The organism is Mesorhizobium sp. M7A.F.Ca.CA.004.06.1.1 (assembly GCF_003999135.1).
GTDB lineage: Bacteria > Pseudomonadota > Alphaproteobacteria > Rhizobiales > Rhizobiaceae > Mesorhizobium.
Map to the genome: position 1 here is coordinate 1 of NZ_RZPQ01000029.1, position 19,058 is coordinate 19,058.

The 19,058-nt window shown below is 62.7% G+C and carries 13 protein-coding genes; 6 read left to right on the forward strand and 7 right to left on the reverse strand.

Annotated elements, in window-relative coordinates:
• On the forward strand, window positions 1-302 hold a 302-nt coding region (locus EN906_RS03830; protein ID WP_164777096.1), incomplete at its 5' end, for a glycine cleavage T C-terminal barrel domain-containing protein.
• 385 nt (window positions 303-687) lie between these two features.
• Window positions 688-2,397 carry an APC family permease gene (locus EN906_RS03835; protein ID WP_127270074.1) on the forward strand — a complete coding sequence of 570 codons (1,710 nt, stop codon included), beginning with the start codon at window positions 688-690 and terminating at the stop codon, window positions 2,395-2,397.
• Window positions 2,398-2,465: 68 nt separating this feature from the next.
• Here EN906_RS03835 and EN906_RS03840 read toward each other — a convergent pair whose 3' ends face one another.
• The 4 genes from EN906_RS03840 to EN906_RS03855 all read right to left on the reverse strand — a co-directional run bounded on the left by EN906_RS03840 (window position 2,466) and on the right by EN906_RS03855 (window position 9,439).
• On the reverse strand, window positions 2,466-5,612 hold the full coding sequence (locus tag EN906_RS03840) for an efflux RND transporter permease subunit (protein WP_127270076.1): 3,147 nt from the start codon (window positions 5,610-5,612) through the stop codon (window positions 2,466-2,468).
• Between the two features lie 199 nt (window positions 5,613-5,811).
• Window positions 5,812-6,954: an efflux RND transporter periplasmic adaptor subunit gene (locus tag EN906_RS03845; RefSeq protein ID WP_127269134.1), complete on the reverse strand. Its 1,143-nt coding sequence runs from the start codon at window positions 6,952-6,954 to the stop codon at window positions 5,812-5,814.
• A gap of 51 nt (window positions 6,955-7,005) precedes the next feature.
• On the reverse strand, window positions 7,006-7,611 hold the full coding sequence (locus tag EN906_RS03850) for a TetR family transcriptional regulator (RefSeq protein ID WP_127269135.1): 606 nt from the start codon (window positions 7,609-7,611) through the stop codon (window positions 7,006-7,008).
• A 187-nt stretch (window positions 7,612-7,798) separates the two neighbouring features.
• Window positions 7,799-9,439 (reverse strand): acyl-CoA synthetase, encoded by a 1,641-nt coding sequence (locus EN906_RS03855; protein ID WP_127269136.1) that lies wholly within the window; start codon window positions 9,437-9,439, stop codon window positions 7,799-7,801.
• A gap of 187 nt (window positions 9,440-9,626) precedes the next feature.
• On the opposite strand from EN906_RS03855, the gene EN906_RS03860 reads away from it, so the two are divergent.
• From EN906_RS03860 to EN906_RS03870, 3 genes are all read left to right on the forward strand, one after another.
• A complete protein-coding gene (locus EN906_RS03860) occupies window positions 9,627-10,592 on the forward strand; it encodes a sugar-binding transcriptional regulator (RefSeq protein WP_127270079.1) in 966 nt (321 codons plus the stop codon).
• A gap of 90 nt (window positions 10,593-10,682) precedes the next feature.
• A complete protein-coding gene (locus EN906_RS03865) occupies window positions 10,683-12,737 on the forward strand; it encodes a bifunctional aldolase/short-chain dehydrogenase (protein ID WP_127270081.1) in 2,055 nt (684 codons plus the stop codon).
• A gap of 137 nt (window positions 12,738-12,874) precedes the next feature.
• Window positions 12,875-13,741 carry an alpha/beta hydrolase gene (locus EN906_RS03870; protein WP_127270083.1) on the forward strand — a complete coding sequence of 289 codons (867 nt, stop codon included), beginning with the start codon at window positions 12,875-12,877 and terminating at the stop codon, window positions 13,739-13,741.
• A gap of 218 nt (window positions 13,742-13,959) precedes the next feature.
• On the opposite strand, the gene EN906_RS03880 is transcribed toward EN906_RS03870, so the two are convergent.
• The 3 genes from EN906_RS03880 to EN906_RS03890 form a co-directional block, all read right to left on the reverse strand.
• A complete protein-coding gene (locus tag EN906_RS03880; protein ID WP_023808755.1) occupies window positions 13,960-15,012 on the reverse strand; it encodes a substrate-binding domain-containing protein in 1,053 nt (350 codons plus the stop codon).
• A gap of 50 nt (window positions 15,013-15,062) precedes the next feature.
• On the reverse strand, window positions 15,063-16,058 hold the full coding sequence (locus tag EN906_RS03885; RefSeq protein WP_127270087.1) for an ABC transporter permease: 996 nt from the start codon (window positions 16,056-16,058) through the stop codon (window positions 15,063-15,065).
• Window positions 16,059-16,137: 79 nt separating this feature from the next.
• Window positions 16,138-17,649 carry a sugar ABC transporter ATP-binding protein gene (locus tag EN906_RS03890; protein ID WP_127270089.1) on the reverse strand — a complete coding sequence of 504 codons (1,512 nt, stop codon included), beginning with the start codon at window positions 17,647-17,649 and terminating at the stop codon, window positions 16,138-16,140.
• A gap of 135 nt (window positions 17,650-17,784) precedes the next feature.
• Between EN906_RS03890 and mtnK the strand changes: the two genes are divergently transcribed.
• Window positions 17,785-19,058: S-methyl-5-thioribose kinase (gene mtnK, locus EN906_RS03895; protein ID WP_127270091.1), on the forward strand; the 1,274-nt coding region annotated here is incomplete at its 3' end.

A 19,058-nucleotide genomic window follows, 5' to 3' on the forward strand; every position in this document is an offset into this window, starting at 1 on the left:
CGCTGATCCGCCGCAAGGAGCACCCGCAGACGAAGCTGGTCGGCCTCGACATCGACGCCAATGTCGACGTCGGCCATGGCGATTGCGTGCATGTCGGCCGCGCCCAGATCGGCGTGGTCACGTCGGGCATGCGCTCGCCGGTGTTGAACAAGACCGTCGCGCTGGCCAGGCTCGACGTCACCCATTCGGCTGTCGGTACCGAGGTCGAGATCGGCAAGCTCGACGGCCATGCCAAACGGCTGCTGGCGCGCGTCGTCGCCTTCGCCCACTACGATCCGCAAAAGATCAAACCACGCTCCTGACGGCCTTCCTCCGAAGACAGTGAGGCCGTGCTGGCAGCCTGATAGGAATTTTTTCTTGACCTGCTGAGGGCAGCTATGCTACATATTCGTCCATGGTGCTGATTTGCGCCGGGACCCGCCTCCGGCGGGTTTTTCGTTTCCAGACCCCTGGTCCTTTTCCGAACAATCCTGCCCGCCAGTGTGAAGCTGACATGTTTCGCAAGCGTGATGTGCACGGCGCGACAATTCGCTTGACGTGAAAGCGCGCCGGATCAATCTTCACTCCTAAGAAAAAAATACGACTGAGTGGAAACACCAGCAGTCGATCAATGCATGCGTCGATGGTGAGCCTAGCGAAGCCGCGGCGGTCACGAACGGGGAACATCAAAATGGGGAACAGAGACATATGAGCACGATAACGACTGTCCTGGAGCCGCTTGCCGAAGGCAAGTTGCACCGAAATATCGACTGGCGCGGCGCCTTCTGGGTGGCGAGCGGCGTGCCTGCCCTCGTCCTGTTCTCGATCGGCGGCATTGCCGGCACGACCGGCACGCTGGCCTTCGCGATCTGGATCTTCTCCATGATCATGGGCTTCCTGCAATCCTTCACCTATGCCGAAATCGCCGGCCTGTTTCCGAACAAGTCGGGCGGCGCGTCGATCTACGGCGCCACCGCTTGGCTGCGCTATTCCAAGTTCATCGCGCCGCTGTCGGTCTGGTGCAACTGGTTCGCCTGGTCGCCGGTGCTGTCGCTCGGCTGCTCGATCGCCGCAGCTTATATCCTCAACGCGTTGGCGCCGGTGCCGCTGTTCACCGATGCCTCGCCCGAAGTCGTCGCCTATATCGCCGCGCATGCCGGGACGAGTGCTGCCGACGCCATCACGGCGGTGACCACCGCGGCAACGCCGGTGATCCGCAACTGGACGCTCTACAGCCACACGCTGGGGCCGGTCTCGTTCACCCTCAACGCGACCTTCTTCATCGGCGCGGTGCTGATGCTGATCATCTTCGCCATCCAGCATCGCGGCATCCTCGGCACTGCCAACGTGCAGAAATATATCGGCCTGCTGGTCATCATCCCGATGCTGATCGTCGGCGTCGTGCCGATCGTCACCGGCCAGATCAACTGGGCGAATTTTTCGCCGCTGGTGCCGCTGGCGGCAGCCTACGCGCCCGAGCCCGGCGCCTGGAACATTGCCGGCTGGACGCTGGTGCTTGGCGGCATGTTCATCGCCGCCTGGTCGACCTACGGCTTCGAGACCGCCGTCTGCTACACCTCGGAGTTCAAGAACCCGGGCACCGACACGTTCAAGGCCATCTTCTATTCCGGCCTTTTGTGCATGCTGCTGTTCATCCTGGTGCCGTTCACCTTCCAGGGCGTGCTTGGCCTCAACGGCATGCTGGCGACACCGATCGTCGACGGCTCCGGTGTCGCCGACGCGCTGGCCGGCATGGTCGGCGGCGGGGCGCTGATCCACAGCCTCTTGGTGATGCTGATGATCCTGGCTCTGGTTCTGTGCATCATGACGGCCATGGCCGGCTCTTCACGCACGCTCTACCAGGGCTCGGTCGATGGCTGGCTGCCGCGCTATCTCAGCCATGTCAACGAACATGGCGCGCCGACGCGGGCAATGTGGACCGATCTCGTCTTCAACCTGATCGTGCTGGCCATCGCCTCTGCCGACGCGACGAGCTTCTTCTTCATCCTCGCCGTGTCGAACTGCGGCTATATCATCTTCAACTTCCTCAACCTCAATGCCGGCTGGATCCACCGCATCGACAACGGCCATATCGCCCGGCCTTGGAAAGCACCGAGCTGGTTGCTCGGCGTCGGCGCGATCTTCGCCTATGTCAACATGATCTTCATGGGCGCGGGAGCCAAAGTTTGGAACCCGATGGCGCTGTGGGCCGGCCTGATCACGGCAGCCCTGATCATCCCGGTGTTCTGCTTCCGCCATTACATCCAGGACAAGGGCAAGTTCCCCGACCACATGCTGGCCGATCTCGGCATGACGGGGGCCGACCTCTCGGTCAAAAAGGCGGGCATACTGCCCTACCTGACCCTGGTCGCCGGCGTGGTGGTGATGCTGCTCGCCAACTGGTTCTTCGTCATCTGACCTCGTAAAAGTGAAAAGGATCGGGCGCGCTTCGGCGCGCCCGATCCTTTTCGACTGGCGTGATCGGTCTATTCGGCGGCCAGCGCCAGTTGCGGCTTTTCGGCTTCCTGGCTCAGTTCCAGATCGTCGGTCCGCCCCTCCGCCCCGCGCTTCTTCGGCTCCCGGCCGAAGAACAGGGCGTAGCCGGCAGGCAGGACCAGGATGGTCAGCACCGTGGCAACGAGGATGCCGCCCATCATGGCGTAGGCGAGCGGACCCCAGAAGACGCCGCGCGAGATCGGGATCAGCGCCAGCACCGCCGTCAGCGCCGTCAGCGTGATCGGCCGGAAACGGCGAACGGCCGAACCGATGATCGCCTCGTAGCGGTCCATGCCCGCGGCGATGTCCTGGTCGATCTGGTCGACCAGGATGATCGAGTTGCGCATGATGATGCCGAGCAGCGCGATGACGCCGAGAATGGCGACAAAGCCGAACGGCGCGCCGCTGATCAAGAGTGCCGCGGCAGCACCGATAATGCCAAGCGGACCGGTCGCCAGCACCAGCATCGCCTTGCCGAAGTTCTGCAGCTGGATCATCAAAAGCACGACGATGACGGCCAGCATGATCGGCGCCTTGGCGGCGATCGAAGCCTGGCTTTCCGCCGAATCCTCCGCACCGCCCTGGATCTCGACCTTGTAACCTGGCGCCAATCCGTCACGCAGGCCCTGCATATCCTTGTACAGTTTGGTGACGACGTCATTGGACTGCACGCCGTCGGGCAGCGTTGCCCGCACACTGATGGTCGGCAGACGGTCGCGGCGCCACTCGATGCCTTGCTCCAGCACCGGCACCACCTTGGCAACCTGCGACAGCGGCACGAAGCCACCGAAGTCGGTCGGGATATAGACCGAGTCGACCGAGGACAGCAGGCTGCGGCTGGCATCCGGCTCGCGGGCGACGATGGACACCGTCTCCTCGCCGTCGCGGAAGTCGTCGAGCGGCGCGCCGGACATCGCCGCCTGCAGCATCTGGCGGATGCGCTGCGAGGTGACGCCGAGTGCGCGGGCACGATCCTGATCGATGACCAGCTTCATCGCCGGAACCGGCTCCAGCCAGTCATCATGCACGGCGCCAAGCAGCGGATCCTCACGGAACTTCGCCTTCACCTGGTCGGCGATGCGGCGCACCTCCTGGCGATCCGGCCCCATGACGCGCATCTGCACCGGCCAGCCGGTCGGCGGGCCGAGGAACAGACGATCGACCTTGGCACGGATGGATGGGAAGTCTTCAGCCAGAACGGTGCGCAACTTGACGATCAGCCGTTCGCGGGCCGGTTCGTCATTGGCCATGACGAGCAGCTGGGCAAAGTTGGGGTTGCTCAGCTGCTGGTCCAGCGGCAGGAAGAAGCGCGGCGCGCCTTCGCCGATATAGGTGGCGATGAAACGCTTGTCCTTGTCGTCCATCATCTTGGTTTCGAGCGCCTTGGCCTGCGCCTCGACTTCCTTGATGCTGGTGCCTTCCGGCAGCCAAAGGTCGACGAGGATTTCCGGCCGCGACGATTGCGGGAAGAAGTTCTGCGGAATGAACTGGAAAGCCCACAGGCTGGTGCCGAAGGTGACCAGCGTCATCACCAGGACGATGATGCGATGGCGCACGGCCCAGCTGACGGTAGCACGAAGCCGGCGGTAGAAACGCGTGTCGAAGACATCGTGATGGCTGCCGGCATGCTTGCGCTGCTTGAGGATCATGTTGCCGAGCCATGGCGTGAAATAGACCGCGACGAACCAGGAGACGATCAGCGCGATGCCGACGACATAGAACAGGGTGCGGACATATTCGCCGGCGGTCGAGGCCGCGAAGCCGACCGGAATGAAGCCGGCTGTGGTGATCAGCGTGCCGGTCAGCATCGGGAAGGCGGTCGAGGAATAGGCAAAACTCGCCGCCTCGACCTTGACCATCCCCTCCTCCAGCTTGCGCTCCATCATCTCGACGACGATCATCGCGTCGTCGACCAGAAGACCGAGCGCGATGATCAGCGCGCCGAGCGAGATGCGCTGCAGGTCGATGCCGAGTTCGTACATGATGGCGAAGGTCGCAGCCAGCACCAGCGGGATGGCGATGGCGATGACCAGGCCAGAACGCCAGCCTATCGACAGGAACGAGACGACGAGCACGATCAGCAACGCTTCGCCGAGCGCATGCATGAACTCGGCCACCGCATCGGTGACGACGCCCGGCTGGTCGGAGATCTGGTCGACCGCAACGCCGTAGGGCAGCGCCTCTTCGAAGCGCTTGTAGGTGGCCTCGACATCCTTGCCGACGTCGGTAACCTTGAAGCCCTTGGCCATGACGACGCCCAACTGCACGCTGTCGTGACCGTTGAAGCGGTATTTGCGCTGGAACGGATCTTCCAGCCCCGAGGTCACCGTGGCGATGTCGCCCAGCCTTGTGACCTGGCCGCCGGCGCGCAGGCGCAGGTTCCGGATATCCTCGACCTTGCCGACATCGCCCTCGACGGAGATGCGTACCGAGTTGGTGCCGGTATCGACGGAGCCGGCCGGGTCGACATTGTTCTGTCCCTTGATCGCATTCTGCAGATCGGTCAGCGTCAGGCCGCGTTCGGCCAGGGCCTTGGACGAGACGTCGACATAGAGCTTTTCCGGCTGGTCGCCGATGATGACGGCCTTCTCGACGCCGGGCGTCGTCAAAAGCATGTCGCGCGCCTGGATGGCGAACTTCTTCAGTTCGGGATAGCTGAAGCCGTCGCCGCTGATCGAATGCAAGGTGATGAAGGTGTCGCCGAACTCGTCGTTGAAATACGGGCCGAGCAGGCCCTGCGGCAGGTCGCCCTGGATATCGCCCACCTTCTTGCGCACCTGGTAGAACGCGTCGGTCACCTCGGCGGTGTTGGTGTCGCCCTTGATCTGCACGGTGATGATGGCGCTGCCGGCGCGGGTGAAGGAGCGCACGAAATCGAGATGCGGCGTTTCCTGCAGCTTGCGTTCGATCTTGTTGACGACCTGGTCTTCCATCTCCTTGATCGAGGAGCCCGGCCAGATCGCCTGGACGACCATGATCCGGAAGGTGAAATCGGGATCTTCCTTCTGGCCCATACGCATCAGGCCGAGCGCGCCGGAAATGATGATCAGGCCGAACAGGAACCGCGCAATGGCGGGATGGCCGATTGCCCAGCGCGACAGGTTGAAGGGCCGCTTCTCTTCCGTGGAATTGGTCATCGACGCTGGTCCATCTATCTAGCGCAACAAAATCGAGGGTTCATAGTGGCTTCCGGGCGGCAAGGCTCTCCGAGCGGAGAAGCACTCATCGCGGTGGGACGCGAGATCGATGTGGGGGTTACATCAATCGAGCGTCTCGGTCGGGCGCCTGCCGCCCGGAAACCAACGACTGCGGGAACGCGCAGCCGGTTGTCTGTCGTCAGCGCACCTGCTTGGCGTCGCCGTCTGCCGCGGATGCCGATTGCAGCGCCGCATCACCAGCGAGCTTCACCTTCAGGTTTTCGGTCATGAATTGCGTGCCGGCGGCGACCACGACATCGCCGGGTTTCAAACCCTCTGCGACACGCACGCCATCGGCGGCGAACTCGGCAACCTTGATCGGACGGGCATGAACGGTGTCGGCGCCACGATCGACGGTCCAGACGATCGATTGGGTGCCTTGCTCGGCCAATGCGCTCAGCGGGATCGAGACCAGCTGCCGCTCATTGGCCGCCGAGGCTTCGATGCTGGCGGTCATGCCGAGCAGCACACGCGGATCGTTTGGCAGGCTGACGCGGACGGCAAAGGTGCGTGACTGCGGATCGGCGCTACCGGCGACTTCGCGGACCTTGCCATCGAGCGCCAGCGCATCGTCGGACCAGAAGCCCGCCTTGACTGCCTTGCCCGGCCTGAATTCGGCGATTTCCATTTCGGGGACGGCGATCAGCACTTCCTTCTCGCCGTCGACGGCGACAGTGACAACCGGCGTACCGGAACCGACGACCTGACCGACGTCGGCACTGACCGTGGTGACGATGCCATCCCTGTCGGCCTTGAGATCGGTATAGCCGACCTGGTTCTTCGCCTGTGCAAGTGTCGAAAGGGCGGAATCACGCGTGGCGACCGCTTGGTCATAGGTCAAGGTCGCCTGTTCGAGCTGTGATTTCGGGGCAAAATTCTTGGCAAAAAGCTGCTCGGCTCGCTTGCGGGCAAGCTCCACAGTCTCGACCTGCCGCTCGGCGGCATCGAGCGCTGCCTGCGCGCTCTTGACCGAGAGGTCGTAGTCAATGGGATCGATGCGGGCGAGCACATCGCCCGCGGCCACATGCTGGCCGATATCGACGAGGCGCTCGGTGATCTTGCCATTGACGCGGAACGCCAGAGCGCTCTCGGTGCGGGCTCGCACCGAGCCGGAATAGGAGAGCGTGCGGGTGTCGTGCACCTTCGCGATCTCGACAACCTTGACGGGACGGATGATATCCTTGACTTCGGCTTTTTCCTGGCTGCAGCCGGCAAGCCCGAGAGTGGCGACGATCAGGCCGGCAACTGGCAGCTTGCGAAGGATGGAATTGGACAAAGACATCTTGGTACTCCGACTGGAGATGAATGGTCGACAACCGGCTGGCGGGGGCTATTACTTCAGAGCTCTGATCGCATAGTCGATCAGATCGTCGGGCATCGCCCGGTTGGTCTTGGCAAGGCACTGCGCAACCATTTGCGGATGGCACAGGATGACCGTTGCGGCACCGAAGCAGCGCGACGCGGTCACCGGGTCCTGTTGTCTGAACTCACCGGCCTCGATGCCGTCGCGGATCACCTCCGCAAACAGGTCGTGAATGCTGTCGACATGCTTGTCGATCACACTCCAGTCCCGTTCGAGGGCGACGATGACCATCTCGTGGACCTTCTGGTCGTCGAGCATGACCTCCATCGTCATCTTGTATTGCGCATGCACGTAACGCCGAAGCCGCTCCTCGGCGCTGATCGGCAGGCGCGAAATCTCGTAGGCCATCTTGTAGCTGGCGCCGAGCATACGGCCGCAGACGGCCTGGTGGATTTCGACCTTGGAGGCGAAGAAACGGTAGATGTTGGCGGGCGACATGCCGAGCTCACGCGCGATGTCGGCGACATTGGTCTTGCCGTAGCCATAGTGCCGGAACAGGCGCTCGGCGCAATCGAGAATGCGCGTTACATTTTCCTGTCGGGCGGCTTCGGCGACTATGGTGGCGGCTTCGGACATGATCCTCTATCGATTTACGAGTGATGAATTTCGATTTTCGTCACTCGTAAATTGAAAAGAGCGACCTGTCAATGCGGATTCGGTGTACACGTACGAATGATGACAGATGGTGACAGGGAACCGACGAAAGTCGCGGAGGCTTTGCCCAATCGCAAAGGTCGTAACTGGAGGAGAGCAGCGACGAGGCTTAAGTCCCCCTCGCCATCTCGCGCAACCGGAATTTCTGGATCTTGCCGGTCGAGGTCTTCGGGATTTCGGCGAAGATGACCGCCTTCGGCACCTTGAACCGGGCAAGCAGCGCGCGGCAATGATCGATGATCTCGGCTTCGGTCGCGGCCTTGCCGGGCTTCAGCTCGACATAGGCAACAGGCACCTCGCCCCATTTGTCGTCGGGCCTGGCGACGACGCCGCAAGAGGCAACCGACGGGTGCTTGTAGAGCGCGTCCTCGACCTCGATAGAGGAAATGTTCTCGCCACCGGAGATGATGATGTCCTTGGAGCGGTCCTTGAGCTGGATGTAGCCATCGGGGTGCATGACGCCGAGATCGCCGGAGTGGAACCAGCCGCCGGCGAAGGCCTCGTCGCTCGCCTTGCGGTTCTTCAAATAGCCTTTCATGACGATGTTGCCGCGGAACATGACCTCGCCGATGGTCTCACCATCGGCCGGTGTGGTCCGCATCGTCTCGGGGTCCATGACGGTCAGGCCTTCGAGCGCCGCATAGCGCACGCCCTGCCGCGCCTTCCTGGCACTGCGCTCGCCCTTTTCGAGATCATCCCAAGCGCCATGCCATTCGTTGACGACCGCCGGACCATAGGTCTCGGTCAGGCCGTAGAGGTGGGTGACGGCAAAGCCGGCATCGGCCATCCCCGACAGCACCGCTTCCGGTGGCGGAGCTGCCGCGGTGTTGAAGGTGACAGTCTGCGGGAATTCGCGCTTGTCCTCCTCCCTGGCATTGATCAGCACCGACATGACGACCGGGGCGCCGCACAGATGGGTGACGCCGTGATCGGCAATCGCATCGTAGATCGGCTTCGGCCGCACCCAGCGCAGGCAGACATGGGTGCCGGCCTGGACAGCGAGCGTCCAGGGAAAGCACCAGCCATTGCAGTGGAACATCGGCAGCGTCCAGAGATAGACGGCGTGCTTGGCCATGCCCGCATGAATGGTGTTGGTGTAGGCCATCAGCGCGGCACCGCGATGGTGGTAGACGACGCCCTTCGGATTGCCTGTCGTTCCGGAAGTGTAGTTGAGCGAGATGGCGTCCCACTCATCGTCGGGCATCGACCAAGCGAAATCCTCGGCGCCGCCTGCAACAAACGCCTCATAGTCCAGCGTGCCAACCCGCTCGCCCTTCGGATACGGCGCGTCGTCGGCGTATTCGGGATCATCATAGTCGATGACCAGCGGCTTGACCTTGGCCAGTTCCAGGGCCTGCCTGACAACGCCGGAGAATTCGCGGTCGACGATCAGCACCTTGGTCTCGGCATGATCGAGCTGGAAGGCGATGACCGCGGCATCGAGGCGGGTGTTGAGCGAATGCAGCACCGCCTTGGTCATCGGCACGCCGAAATGCGCCTCCAGCATCGGCGGCGTGTTTGACAGCATGACGGTGACGGTGTCGCCCTTGCCGATGCCGCGCCTGTCGAGCGCCGAGGCAAGCTTCAGCGACCGCTGCCAGAAGGTGCGATAGTCGATACGCTGGTGGCCATGAATGATGGCGAGATGGTCGGGATAGGTCTTGGCCGCGCGCTCAAGATAGGTGAGCGGTGTCAGCGGTTGATGGTTGGCCGCGTTCTTGTCGAGATCCTGTTCGTAAGGACTGCCCATCCCATGCTCCCCGATTTCTTTCAGACGTTCTAGTCATAGGCTCGGTCCGCGTCACCACAAACGATGCCACGACAGAGCGCATTCGGCGCAATGATGAACCAGATTCAGCGTAAGCGGGAGTATCGCATACCTCTGCCCAGTTTGACTTTTGTCGAGAGCCGTGAATAATGTCAGCCGAGGAGACGGCATGGCGATCCGACCGGCAGAACAACTCATCCACAAGGCCGCCTGGCTCTACTATGCCCATGGCCTGCGGCAGGACCAGGTGGCGAGCCAGCTTAACATTTCCCGTGCCTCGGTCGCCATGTATCTGCGCAAGGCGCGCGAGACCGGCATCGTCAACATCTCGACTTCGACCCAGCTTTTCACCGACGACGTGCTGGCGCGCAAGCTCGAGGATGCGTTGAGCCTCGACGCCGTCTGGATCGCACCGGAGAATGATCATATTGCCGACCCGTCGACGGAAATCGCCGTGCTGGCGGCAAGCGTCTTTCTCGAACTGGTCAAGAAGGGCGACCGCATCGGCGTCGCCTGGGGCCGCACCGTCTATATGATCGCCGACGTGATGTCCTATGCCGATCTGCAGGATGTCACAGTGGTGCAGCTCTGCGGCAATCTCGGCGCACCCTATTCCTATCGCCCCGACCAATGCACCATGGAGATCGCCCGGCGGCTCAACGCCAAGGGGCTCAATTTCTACGCGCCGCTGGTGCTGTCGACGGAAGAACTCGCGCGGGCGCTGCGTGCCGAGCCGGTGATCCGGGAACAATTGTCGGGTGTCAGCGAATGCGACCTGGCGTTATACTCGGTCGGCGCGGTCGACGCCGACAGCCATCTGGTCAAATGCGGCGCGCTGACGCCAAGAGAAATGGCGGATCTGCGCAGCCAAGGCGCTGCCGGCGTGATTGCCGGGCAGATCATAGACGCCGAAGGCAAGGTGCTCGGCTGCAGTTATAACCGCCGGGTGATCTCCGCCGAGCTTGCCTCGCTGCGCGCCATCGCCAGGCGTTTGGTGGTGGTGCAGGAGGACAGCAAGTTCGAACCGCTGCTCGCGGCGATCGCGGGCGGCCTTTGCACGCATCTGGTGGTCGGCGCGCACATGGCGCAGCGGCTCCTGGATCATGCGGCTGCCACGACAGAAAAGGCCTCCTAGAAATCCTCCTCTCCGCCGCCGGCGCATTGTCATCAAAGCGTCGCGGCAATCCTGTTTCACCATCAAAACAAACAACCGGACGAAGCGAACATGAACAATTTGTGGAATGACGAAACAGCCGAAAAACTCGTCGCCGACTACGCGAAAAAGGGTGTCGGCCGCGACCTGGCGCTGCGCGTCTACACGACCCGGCTGCTCGGCGGCGAACCACGGCTGGTCCTGCATGGCGGCGGCAACACCTCTTGCAAGACGACGGCAACCGACCTCGTCGGCGACCAGTGGGACGTGCTGTGCGTCAAGGGCAGCGGCTGGGACATGGGCATCATCGAGCCGCAGGGCCTGCCGGCCGTCAAGCTCAAGCCGCTGCTCAAGGCGCGCGCGCTGAACAGGCTGGCCGACGAGGACATGGTTGCCCTGCAACGCGTCAACCTCATCGATCCGTCCTCGCCCAACCCGTCGGTCGAGACGCTGCTGCATGCCTTCCTGCCGCACAAATTCGTCGACCACACGCACTCGACCGCCATCCTCGCCATCGTCGACCAGGAGGACTCCAAGCCGCTGGTGAAGACGGTGTTCGGCAGCAAGATGGGTTACGTGCCTTACATCATGCCCGGCTTCGACCTCGCCAAGGCGGCCGCAGATATCTTCGACGCCGACCCTGATGTCGAAGGCCTGATCCTCGACAAGCACGGCATTTTCACCTTCGGCGACGACGCCAAACAGGCCTACGACCGGATGATCCATTATGTGAATGTCGCCGAGGACTTCATTGCCGCAAGCGGCAAGCCGAAGGCGGCAAAGGCAGCCTTGCCGGCAAAGCTCGCGACACCGGCGTCGATCGCGCCGATGCTGCGTGGTGCGGTGGCGGTAGCGCGCGGCGGAGGCCGCTTCGACCGCATGATCAGCGATTTCCGCACTTCGCCGGCAATTGTCGATTTCATCAATTCGGCTGAGATCGCCGACTATGCCGGACGCGGCGTGTCGACACCGGATCTGTCGATCCGCATCAAGACCGGCCCAATGGCGCTGCCGGCGCCCGATGCTGACAAGGCCGGTGACTACAAGGTGGCAATCAAGAGCCATGTCGACGCGTTCGCCAAGGATTATCGCGCCTATTTCGAAACCAATGATGCGCTCGACGACGTCAAGCGCACCATGCTCGACCAGATGCCGCGGCTGACGCTGGTGCCGGGCCTCGGCATGTTCGGCCATGGCCGCACGCTGAAGGACGCGAAGATCGCCTCGGATGTCGGCGAGATGTGGATCGAGGCGGTGCGCGGCGCCGAGGCGGTCGGCCGTTTCCACCCGCTCTCCAAGGCCGATCTGTTCCCGCTCGAATACTGGTCGCTGGAACAGGCCAAGCTCGCCTCCAACAAGCCGAAGCCACTGACTGGCCAGGTGGTGCTGATCACCGGCGGCGCCGGCGCGATCGGTGCAGCGACAGCCAAATTGTTCGCCGACAATGGCGCCCATGCCGTCGTCGTCGATCTCGACGCCGAAAAGGCTGCCGACGCGGCGAAGAAGGCCGGCAACAATTCGATCGGCGTCGCCGCCGACATCACCGACCCGGCGCAGGTGCGTGCCGCCTTCGACAGAGCGGTTGCCGTGTTCGGCGGTGTCGACATCCTGGTTTCCAATGCCGGCGCCGCCTGGGAAGGTCGCATCGGTGAGCTCGACGACGCGCTCCTGCGCAAGAGTTTCGAGCTCAATTTCTTCGCCCACCAATCGGTGGCGCAGAATGCGGTGCGCATCATGCTCGAGCAGGGCACAGGCGGCGTGCTTTTGTTCAACACCTCCAAACAGGCGGTCAACCCCGGCCCGAAGTTCGGCGCCTATGGCGTGCCGAAGGCGGCGACACTGTTCCTGTCCAGGCAGTACGCGCTTGACTATGGCGCGCATGGCATCCGCTCCAACGCCGTCAACGCCGACCGCATCCGCTCGGGGCTTCTGACCGACGCCATGATTGCCAGCCGTTCGGGCGCGCGGGGCGTGTCGGAGAAGGACTACATGTCCGGCAATCTGCTCGGCCAGGAAGTGACGGCGCAGGACGTGGCGCAGGCCTTCCTGCATCACGCGCTGGCCGACCGCACCACCGCCGATGTGACGACGGTCGACGGCGGGAATATCGCGGCAGCGCTGCGCTGACGTAGAGATCCGTCCAGACGAAAGGTGCGGTGCAACTCCGAAGCTTGCTCGAGAAGGGGCGGTTGGGAACTTTCGACCCGACCGACCATTGAGATCGAGCAAGGTCAAGCAGCTAAATTGTTGCCGGGAGTTCCCTCATGCCAACCGATGACTGGTCCCTGCCCGAACGCTTTATTTTTTCGGGTCACCCGATCGCATGGGGAGCGATCGGCGACGGCCCGCCGGCGGTCTTGCTTCATGGTACCCCGTTCTCGTCGGTGGAATGGCGGCGCATTGCAGCTTGGCTCGGGCAGCGGCGCCGGATCTACTATTTTGACATGCTCGGCTACGGGCAATCCGCCAAGCCCGACGCGGACGTGTCGCGCGGCATTCAAAACGAGTTGTTCGCGGCGCTCTACGCTCACTGGGAGCTGGAGTGGCCAGACATCGTGGCGCATGACTTCGGCGGCTCCGTCGCGTTGCGCGGCCACCTGCTCAATGGGCTCGATTATCGCTCTCTGGTGCTGATTGATCCGGTCGCGATCAGCCCTCAGGGATCGCCCTTGGTTCAAGCGGCAAAAGAACACGAGAAAGCGTTTGCCAGTCTGCCCGCCTATATCCATGAAGCCATGCTTCGCGCCTATATTGGCGGCGCTGTCGCGAACGCATTGCGCGCGGACGAAATGCAGCTCTATCTGCAGCCATGGCTTGGAGACGAGGGACAGAAGGCTTTTTGGCGTCAGATCGCACAGATGGACGACAAGTACAGTCGAGAGGTCGAGTGGCGATACGACGAGATACGTTGCCCTGTGACGATCCTGTGGGGTGAAGACGACGAGTGGATTCCGCTCGACGACGGGCGAGAACTCGCGCGCCGCATTCCCGGTGCGCCGTTCATCACGGTTCCAAATGCCAAACATCTCGTTCAGGAAGACGCGCCGGAGGCAATAATCTCGACTGTGCTCGACTTCTGGAACGACCAGCATCCTTCGGCCGCCGCGAAACCCCTGCTACAGCAACTCTAGAATGTGTTTCCAGGCCCTGGTTCCCAGCCTCGAATCAGCCTCGTCACTGCGGGCATCGAAACAAGGTTCCGGCGACGGCGCCGGACAGGTCTTCCTCGATTGCCGCCTGGACTTCCATATAAGCACCGTACCTTGGGCCGGAGCCTGGCGCCGGCTGCAGATATTCAGCAAAAGGCCGCCTGCAGCAAGCGGCTGCAGGCGGCCTTCGATAACGAAACCTACTTCGCGTTCGGGTTCGGCATCCAGGCCGGCATCGCGACATCGGCATGGGCGAACTGCGGCAGCTTGGCCGACAGGTCCTCCATGTTCTTGATGTCCTTGTCGATGAGGTCCTTCTGGGTGATCAGCGTCGGCGGCACGACGACGTTGTGGCCGGGGTCTTCACCGGCCAGCAACTGCGCCAGCGCACGCACCGAGACCTGGCCGACGACAGCCGGATTGGTCGCGGCGGTCGCGGCCCAGGCGCTGTCGGGCTCACGCATCGCAGCGATATCGGACGTCGAGATATCGGCCGAATAGATCTTGATGCCCTTGTTCAAGCCCGCTTCGTCGACGGCGATCTTCACGCCCTTGGCAAATTCGTCATAGGGAGCAAACATCACCTTGATGTCGGGATGCGCCGTCAGCACCGAACGCGCCTGGTTGGCGACTGAGTTGGCAATCGGATTGTCGAGCGTGCCGAACATCGCGACTTCCTTGATGCCGGCATACTTCTTCTTGACGTCGACCCAGGTCTCGTTGCGGCGGTCGAGCGGCGCGATGCCGGCGACATAGACATAGCCGGCATTCCAGCTTTCGCCATTGTCCTTGACCGCCTGCTCGAGGGCGAGGCGCGCCAAGTCGCGGTCGGACTGTTCGATCTGCGGGATCTTGGGATTCTCGACATTGACGTCGAACGCCACCACCTTGATGCCGGCGTCGACCGCACGCTGGGCGGCGTCCTTCATCGATTCCGTCAGGCCGTGCTGGATGATGATGCCCTGCACGCCAAGCGCGATGGCCTGATCGACCATGTCGGACTGAAGGGCGGCATCCTGGCGGCTGTCGAGGACACGCAGGTCGATGCCGAGCGCCTTCGACTGCGCCTCGACGCCCGACAGATAGGCCTGGAAGAAGTCGCCGGTCGAGAGATAACGCACCAGCGCGATCTTGACGCCGGGCTTGTCGAAAGGCGCCGGCTTGTCCGCGGCAAAAGCCGGGACCTGCATCAGCATGGTTGCGCCGGCCAATCCGAGCGCCACCTTCCCCAGAAGTCTTCTTGTAATGCTCACTTTGTTTTCCTCCACTCTTGTTGAACCCAAAATCCTGTTCCGGTCGAAAGCTACCTCCTGCCCCTGCCCGAAAGCGCAAAGGTGAAGACAAGGGCGACGACCAGAACCACGCCCTTGACGAAATCCTGCGTGTAGTAAGGCGCGTTCATCATCGTCAGGCCTTGCAGCAAGATGCCGACGAACAGCGCGCCGATGGCGGTGCCGAAGGCGTTCGGCTTGGCGGCACCTAGCACCGCGTAGCCGATCAGCGCCGCGGCGACCGCATCGAGCAGCAGATTATTACCCGAGGCGATGTCGCCGCGTCCAAGCCGGGCAGCGAGCAAAATGCCGCCGATCGAGGCAAAAACTCCTGAAATAACGTAGGCCCAGATCTTGTATGCCTTGACAGGCGCACCGGCGAGTTCGGCGGCGCGCTCATTGCTGCCCACGGCATACATCATGCGACCGAAACGTGTGTATTCGAGGAAGAACCAGATCAGCACGGCGAGCACGAGCAGGACCACCACCGACACCGGAATGAGGTTCGGGATGAAGAAATCGAAACGGTGGCGGCCGAGCGCCAGGAAGGCGTCGGAGAATTTGCCGCTGGCGACCGAACCGTCCGGCATGGTCATGCCGGTGGCGATCGAGCGGCCTTCGGTTGGAATGCGCTGCAGGCCGACGAGCAGGAACATCATGCCGAGCGTCGCCAGCAGATCGGGCACGCGCATGTAGACGATCAGCCAGCCATTGATCAGGCCGACAATTGCGCCGATGAGCAGGCAGACGACGACCGCGACAAGGGCGTTCTGCTCCAGCACCACCATCACATAGGCGGCCGCCATCATGGCTGACGTGGCGACGGAGCCGATCGAGAGATCAAAGCCGCCGACGACCAGCGTGGCGGTGACGCCGAGCGCCAGCACGCCGGTGATGGCGACCGACTGGAAGATGAAAACGGCACTTTGCGGCGAAACGAAACCGTCGGCGGCGATCGAGAAATAGGCGACGAGCCCGAACAAGAGCACGATGAACCCGTAGCGGATGGCGTGGTCGCGCAATGTCATCCGGCGCTCCCGCGCGCTGCTGCCGTCTTTATCCAATCCGAACCCATGCTCTCTCCATTCCAATTCCTATCGCCCGCGCTCAGGCCGCACTGTGCAGCGGTCCGCCGGCAACCTCGGCCAGCAGGCGGTCGAGATCGACATCGGCATTGCGGTGTTCGCCGACGATAGTCTGTTCCGACATGACCAGGATGCGATCGGCGGTTTCCAAGGCCTCGTCGAGTTCGGTGACGAACAAAAGCGTGGCGCGTCCGTTTGCACTCGCCCTGAGCTTGGCGGCAATGTCGCGCCGGGCCGAGATATCGACGCCCTGAAACGGCTCATCCAGGATGAACAGCCTTGCATCCTGCGCCATCCAGCGCGCGACCATCACCTTCTGCTGATTGCCGCCGGACAGCTCCGACATGTCGTCCTTCTCGGACCGACAGACGATGCCCAGTTCTTCGATCTGCCGGCGCGCGGTGGCGCGTTCCAGACGGCGCCTGAGAACAGCGAAGCGCGACATGCGCTTGTGAAACGGCAGGCTGATATTTTCCTGGATGTTGAAGCCTTGGACGATGCCATTCTCGCCGCGGTCCTTGGCAACGAGGAACACGCCGGCGGCGATCGCTTCGCCGGCTGTTTCAGGTGCATAAGGCCTGCCGTTCAGCGTCATTGTGCCGGCGAGCGGCTGGCGCACACCAAAGAGAGTCTCGGCAAGCGCCGTCTTGCCGACGCCGACGAGGCCGGTGATGGCAACGACCTCGCCGTCGCCGAGCGTCAGCGAGATCGGCCGGGCGCCCGGCGCAATGCGTAGACCCTCGATCGTCACGACTGCCTTGGCCGAATTCCTGACGACGATCTGGTCGAGATGGATCTTGCGGCCGAGCATGGCGTTGACCGCGCCTTCATAGTCGAGCGGTTTCCTGTCGAAAATGCCTGAGATGATCCCGTCACGCATCGAGACGATGCGGTCGGCCAGCCGCCTGATGTCCGACATGCGATGCGAGATGTAGAGGATCGCCACGCCCTGCTCGCGCAGCCTGTCGATCAGCGCGAACAGCCGGTCGGCCTCAGCGCTGGACAGCGATGAGGTCGGCTCGTCGAGGATCAGCACTTTCGGCTTGTGCGCCAGCGCGCGGGCAATCGCCACCATCTGGCGATCGGCCAGCGAAAGATCGCTCACCCGCGCCTTCAAATCGATGGCCAGCCCCATGCGGTCGGCAACCGCCTTGGCCTCCCGCCGCACACGGACGGGATTGAACAGGGTCGGCGCGCCGCTGCCGCTCAGTCGGTCGAGGGTCAGGTTGGTGGCGACGTCGAGGTCGGCGACGACACCGTCGTTAATATTCTGGTGCACGGTGACAACGCCGGCGCGGATCGCTTCGGCCGGGGTTTTCGGTGCGAAATCCTGGTCGGCGAGCGCCATCGTGCCGCCGCCGCGTTCGTAGACACCGGAGATGATCTTGACGAGGGTGGATTTGCCGGCGCCGTTGGCGCCCATCAGCACGGTGACTTCGCCGGCATGCAATTCGACCGAGACGCCGCCTAGCACCTCGTTATGGCCAAAGGATTTCCTCAGTCCCTCTACGCGGAACACGGCATTACCGACCATGCGTTCCTCCCTGACATGACGCTATGGGCTGTATCGGCAATTGTCAACACGATTGACAATTGCCAGATCGCTTCCTAGCTTGGCCCAGCCGCCACGCCTCCGTTATGTTCGGAGCGCATAAGCGGGAGGATGACGATGACTGAAAAATTGCCGTTCGAAGCACTATCGGTCGAAACCCTGGCTGCACGCCTTGGCGGCAACGAGGCGCTATGCGCGAAGATCGGCAAGGACACTGGCGCCTGGAAGGTCCGCGAGGTCGGCGACGGCAATCTCAACCTGGTGTTCATCGTCGAGGGCGCCAGCGGTGCAGCCGTGGTCAAGCAAGCCCTGCCCTATGTTCGCCTGGTCGGCGACAGCTGGCCGCTGCCGTTGAAGCGCTCCTTCTTCGAATATCACGCACTGACCAGGCAAGAGGCACGCGCGCCAGGCTCGGTGCCGGCGATCCATTATTTCGATGAAGGCCAGGCGCTGATCATCATGGAATATCTTGCGCCGCCGCATATCATCCTGCGCCGTGCGCTGATCGACGGCCGGCAATTGCCGAACATCGCCCGGGATATCGGCCTGTTCATGGCCCGGACGCTGTTTCGCGGCTCCGACCTCCATATGGCCGCCAAGGACCGCAAGGCCGATCTGGCGCTGTTCGCCGACAATGTCGAGCTTTGCGACATCACCGAAAGCCTGGTGTTTTCCGACCCCTATTTCGACGCCAAGATGAACCGGCACACCTCGCCGCAGCTCGACGGCCTGGTCGCCGAACTGCGCGCCGACCGCGACCTCAAGGTCGAGGCGCAGCGGCTGAAGCACATCTTCGCCGCCAATGCCGAAACGCTGCTGCATGGCGATCTGCATTCCGGCTCGATCATGGTCACCGACAGCGAAACCCGGATGATCGATCCGGAGTTCGCCTTCTACGGTCCGATGGCTTTCGATGTCGGCATGCTGCTCGCCAATTTCTGGATGTCGTTCTTCTCGCAACGCGGCCACGAGGAGGAGGGAAAGCGCGACGCCATGCGCGCCTATCTGCTCGGTGTGACGGTCGAGACATGGTCGGTGTTCCGCGCCGAATTCTCGCATCTATGGCGCACCGAGCGCACCGGCATGCTCTATCAGAAGAGCCTGTTCGAGGATCAGGGCGACAGGCTCGGCGCCGAGCAGGCGCTCGACCATGTGCTGCACCAGATGTGGACCGACCTGCTCGGCTTTGCCGGCATCGAGGTTCATCGGCGTATCCTCGGCCTCGCCCACAATGCCGATTTCGAGACCATTGCCGACGAGGATCTGCGCGCCAGTTGTGAAGCAAAGGCGCTGCGATTCGGCCGCCATCTCGCCGTCAACCGGCGCCAGATCCACAGCATCGACGAGGTCAACCAACTGGCCGCGCTGATCGAACAGGAGAGCAGCATTTG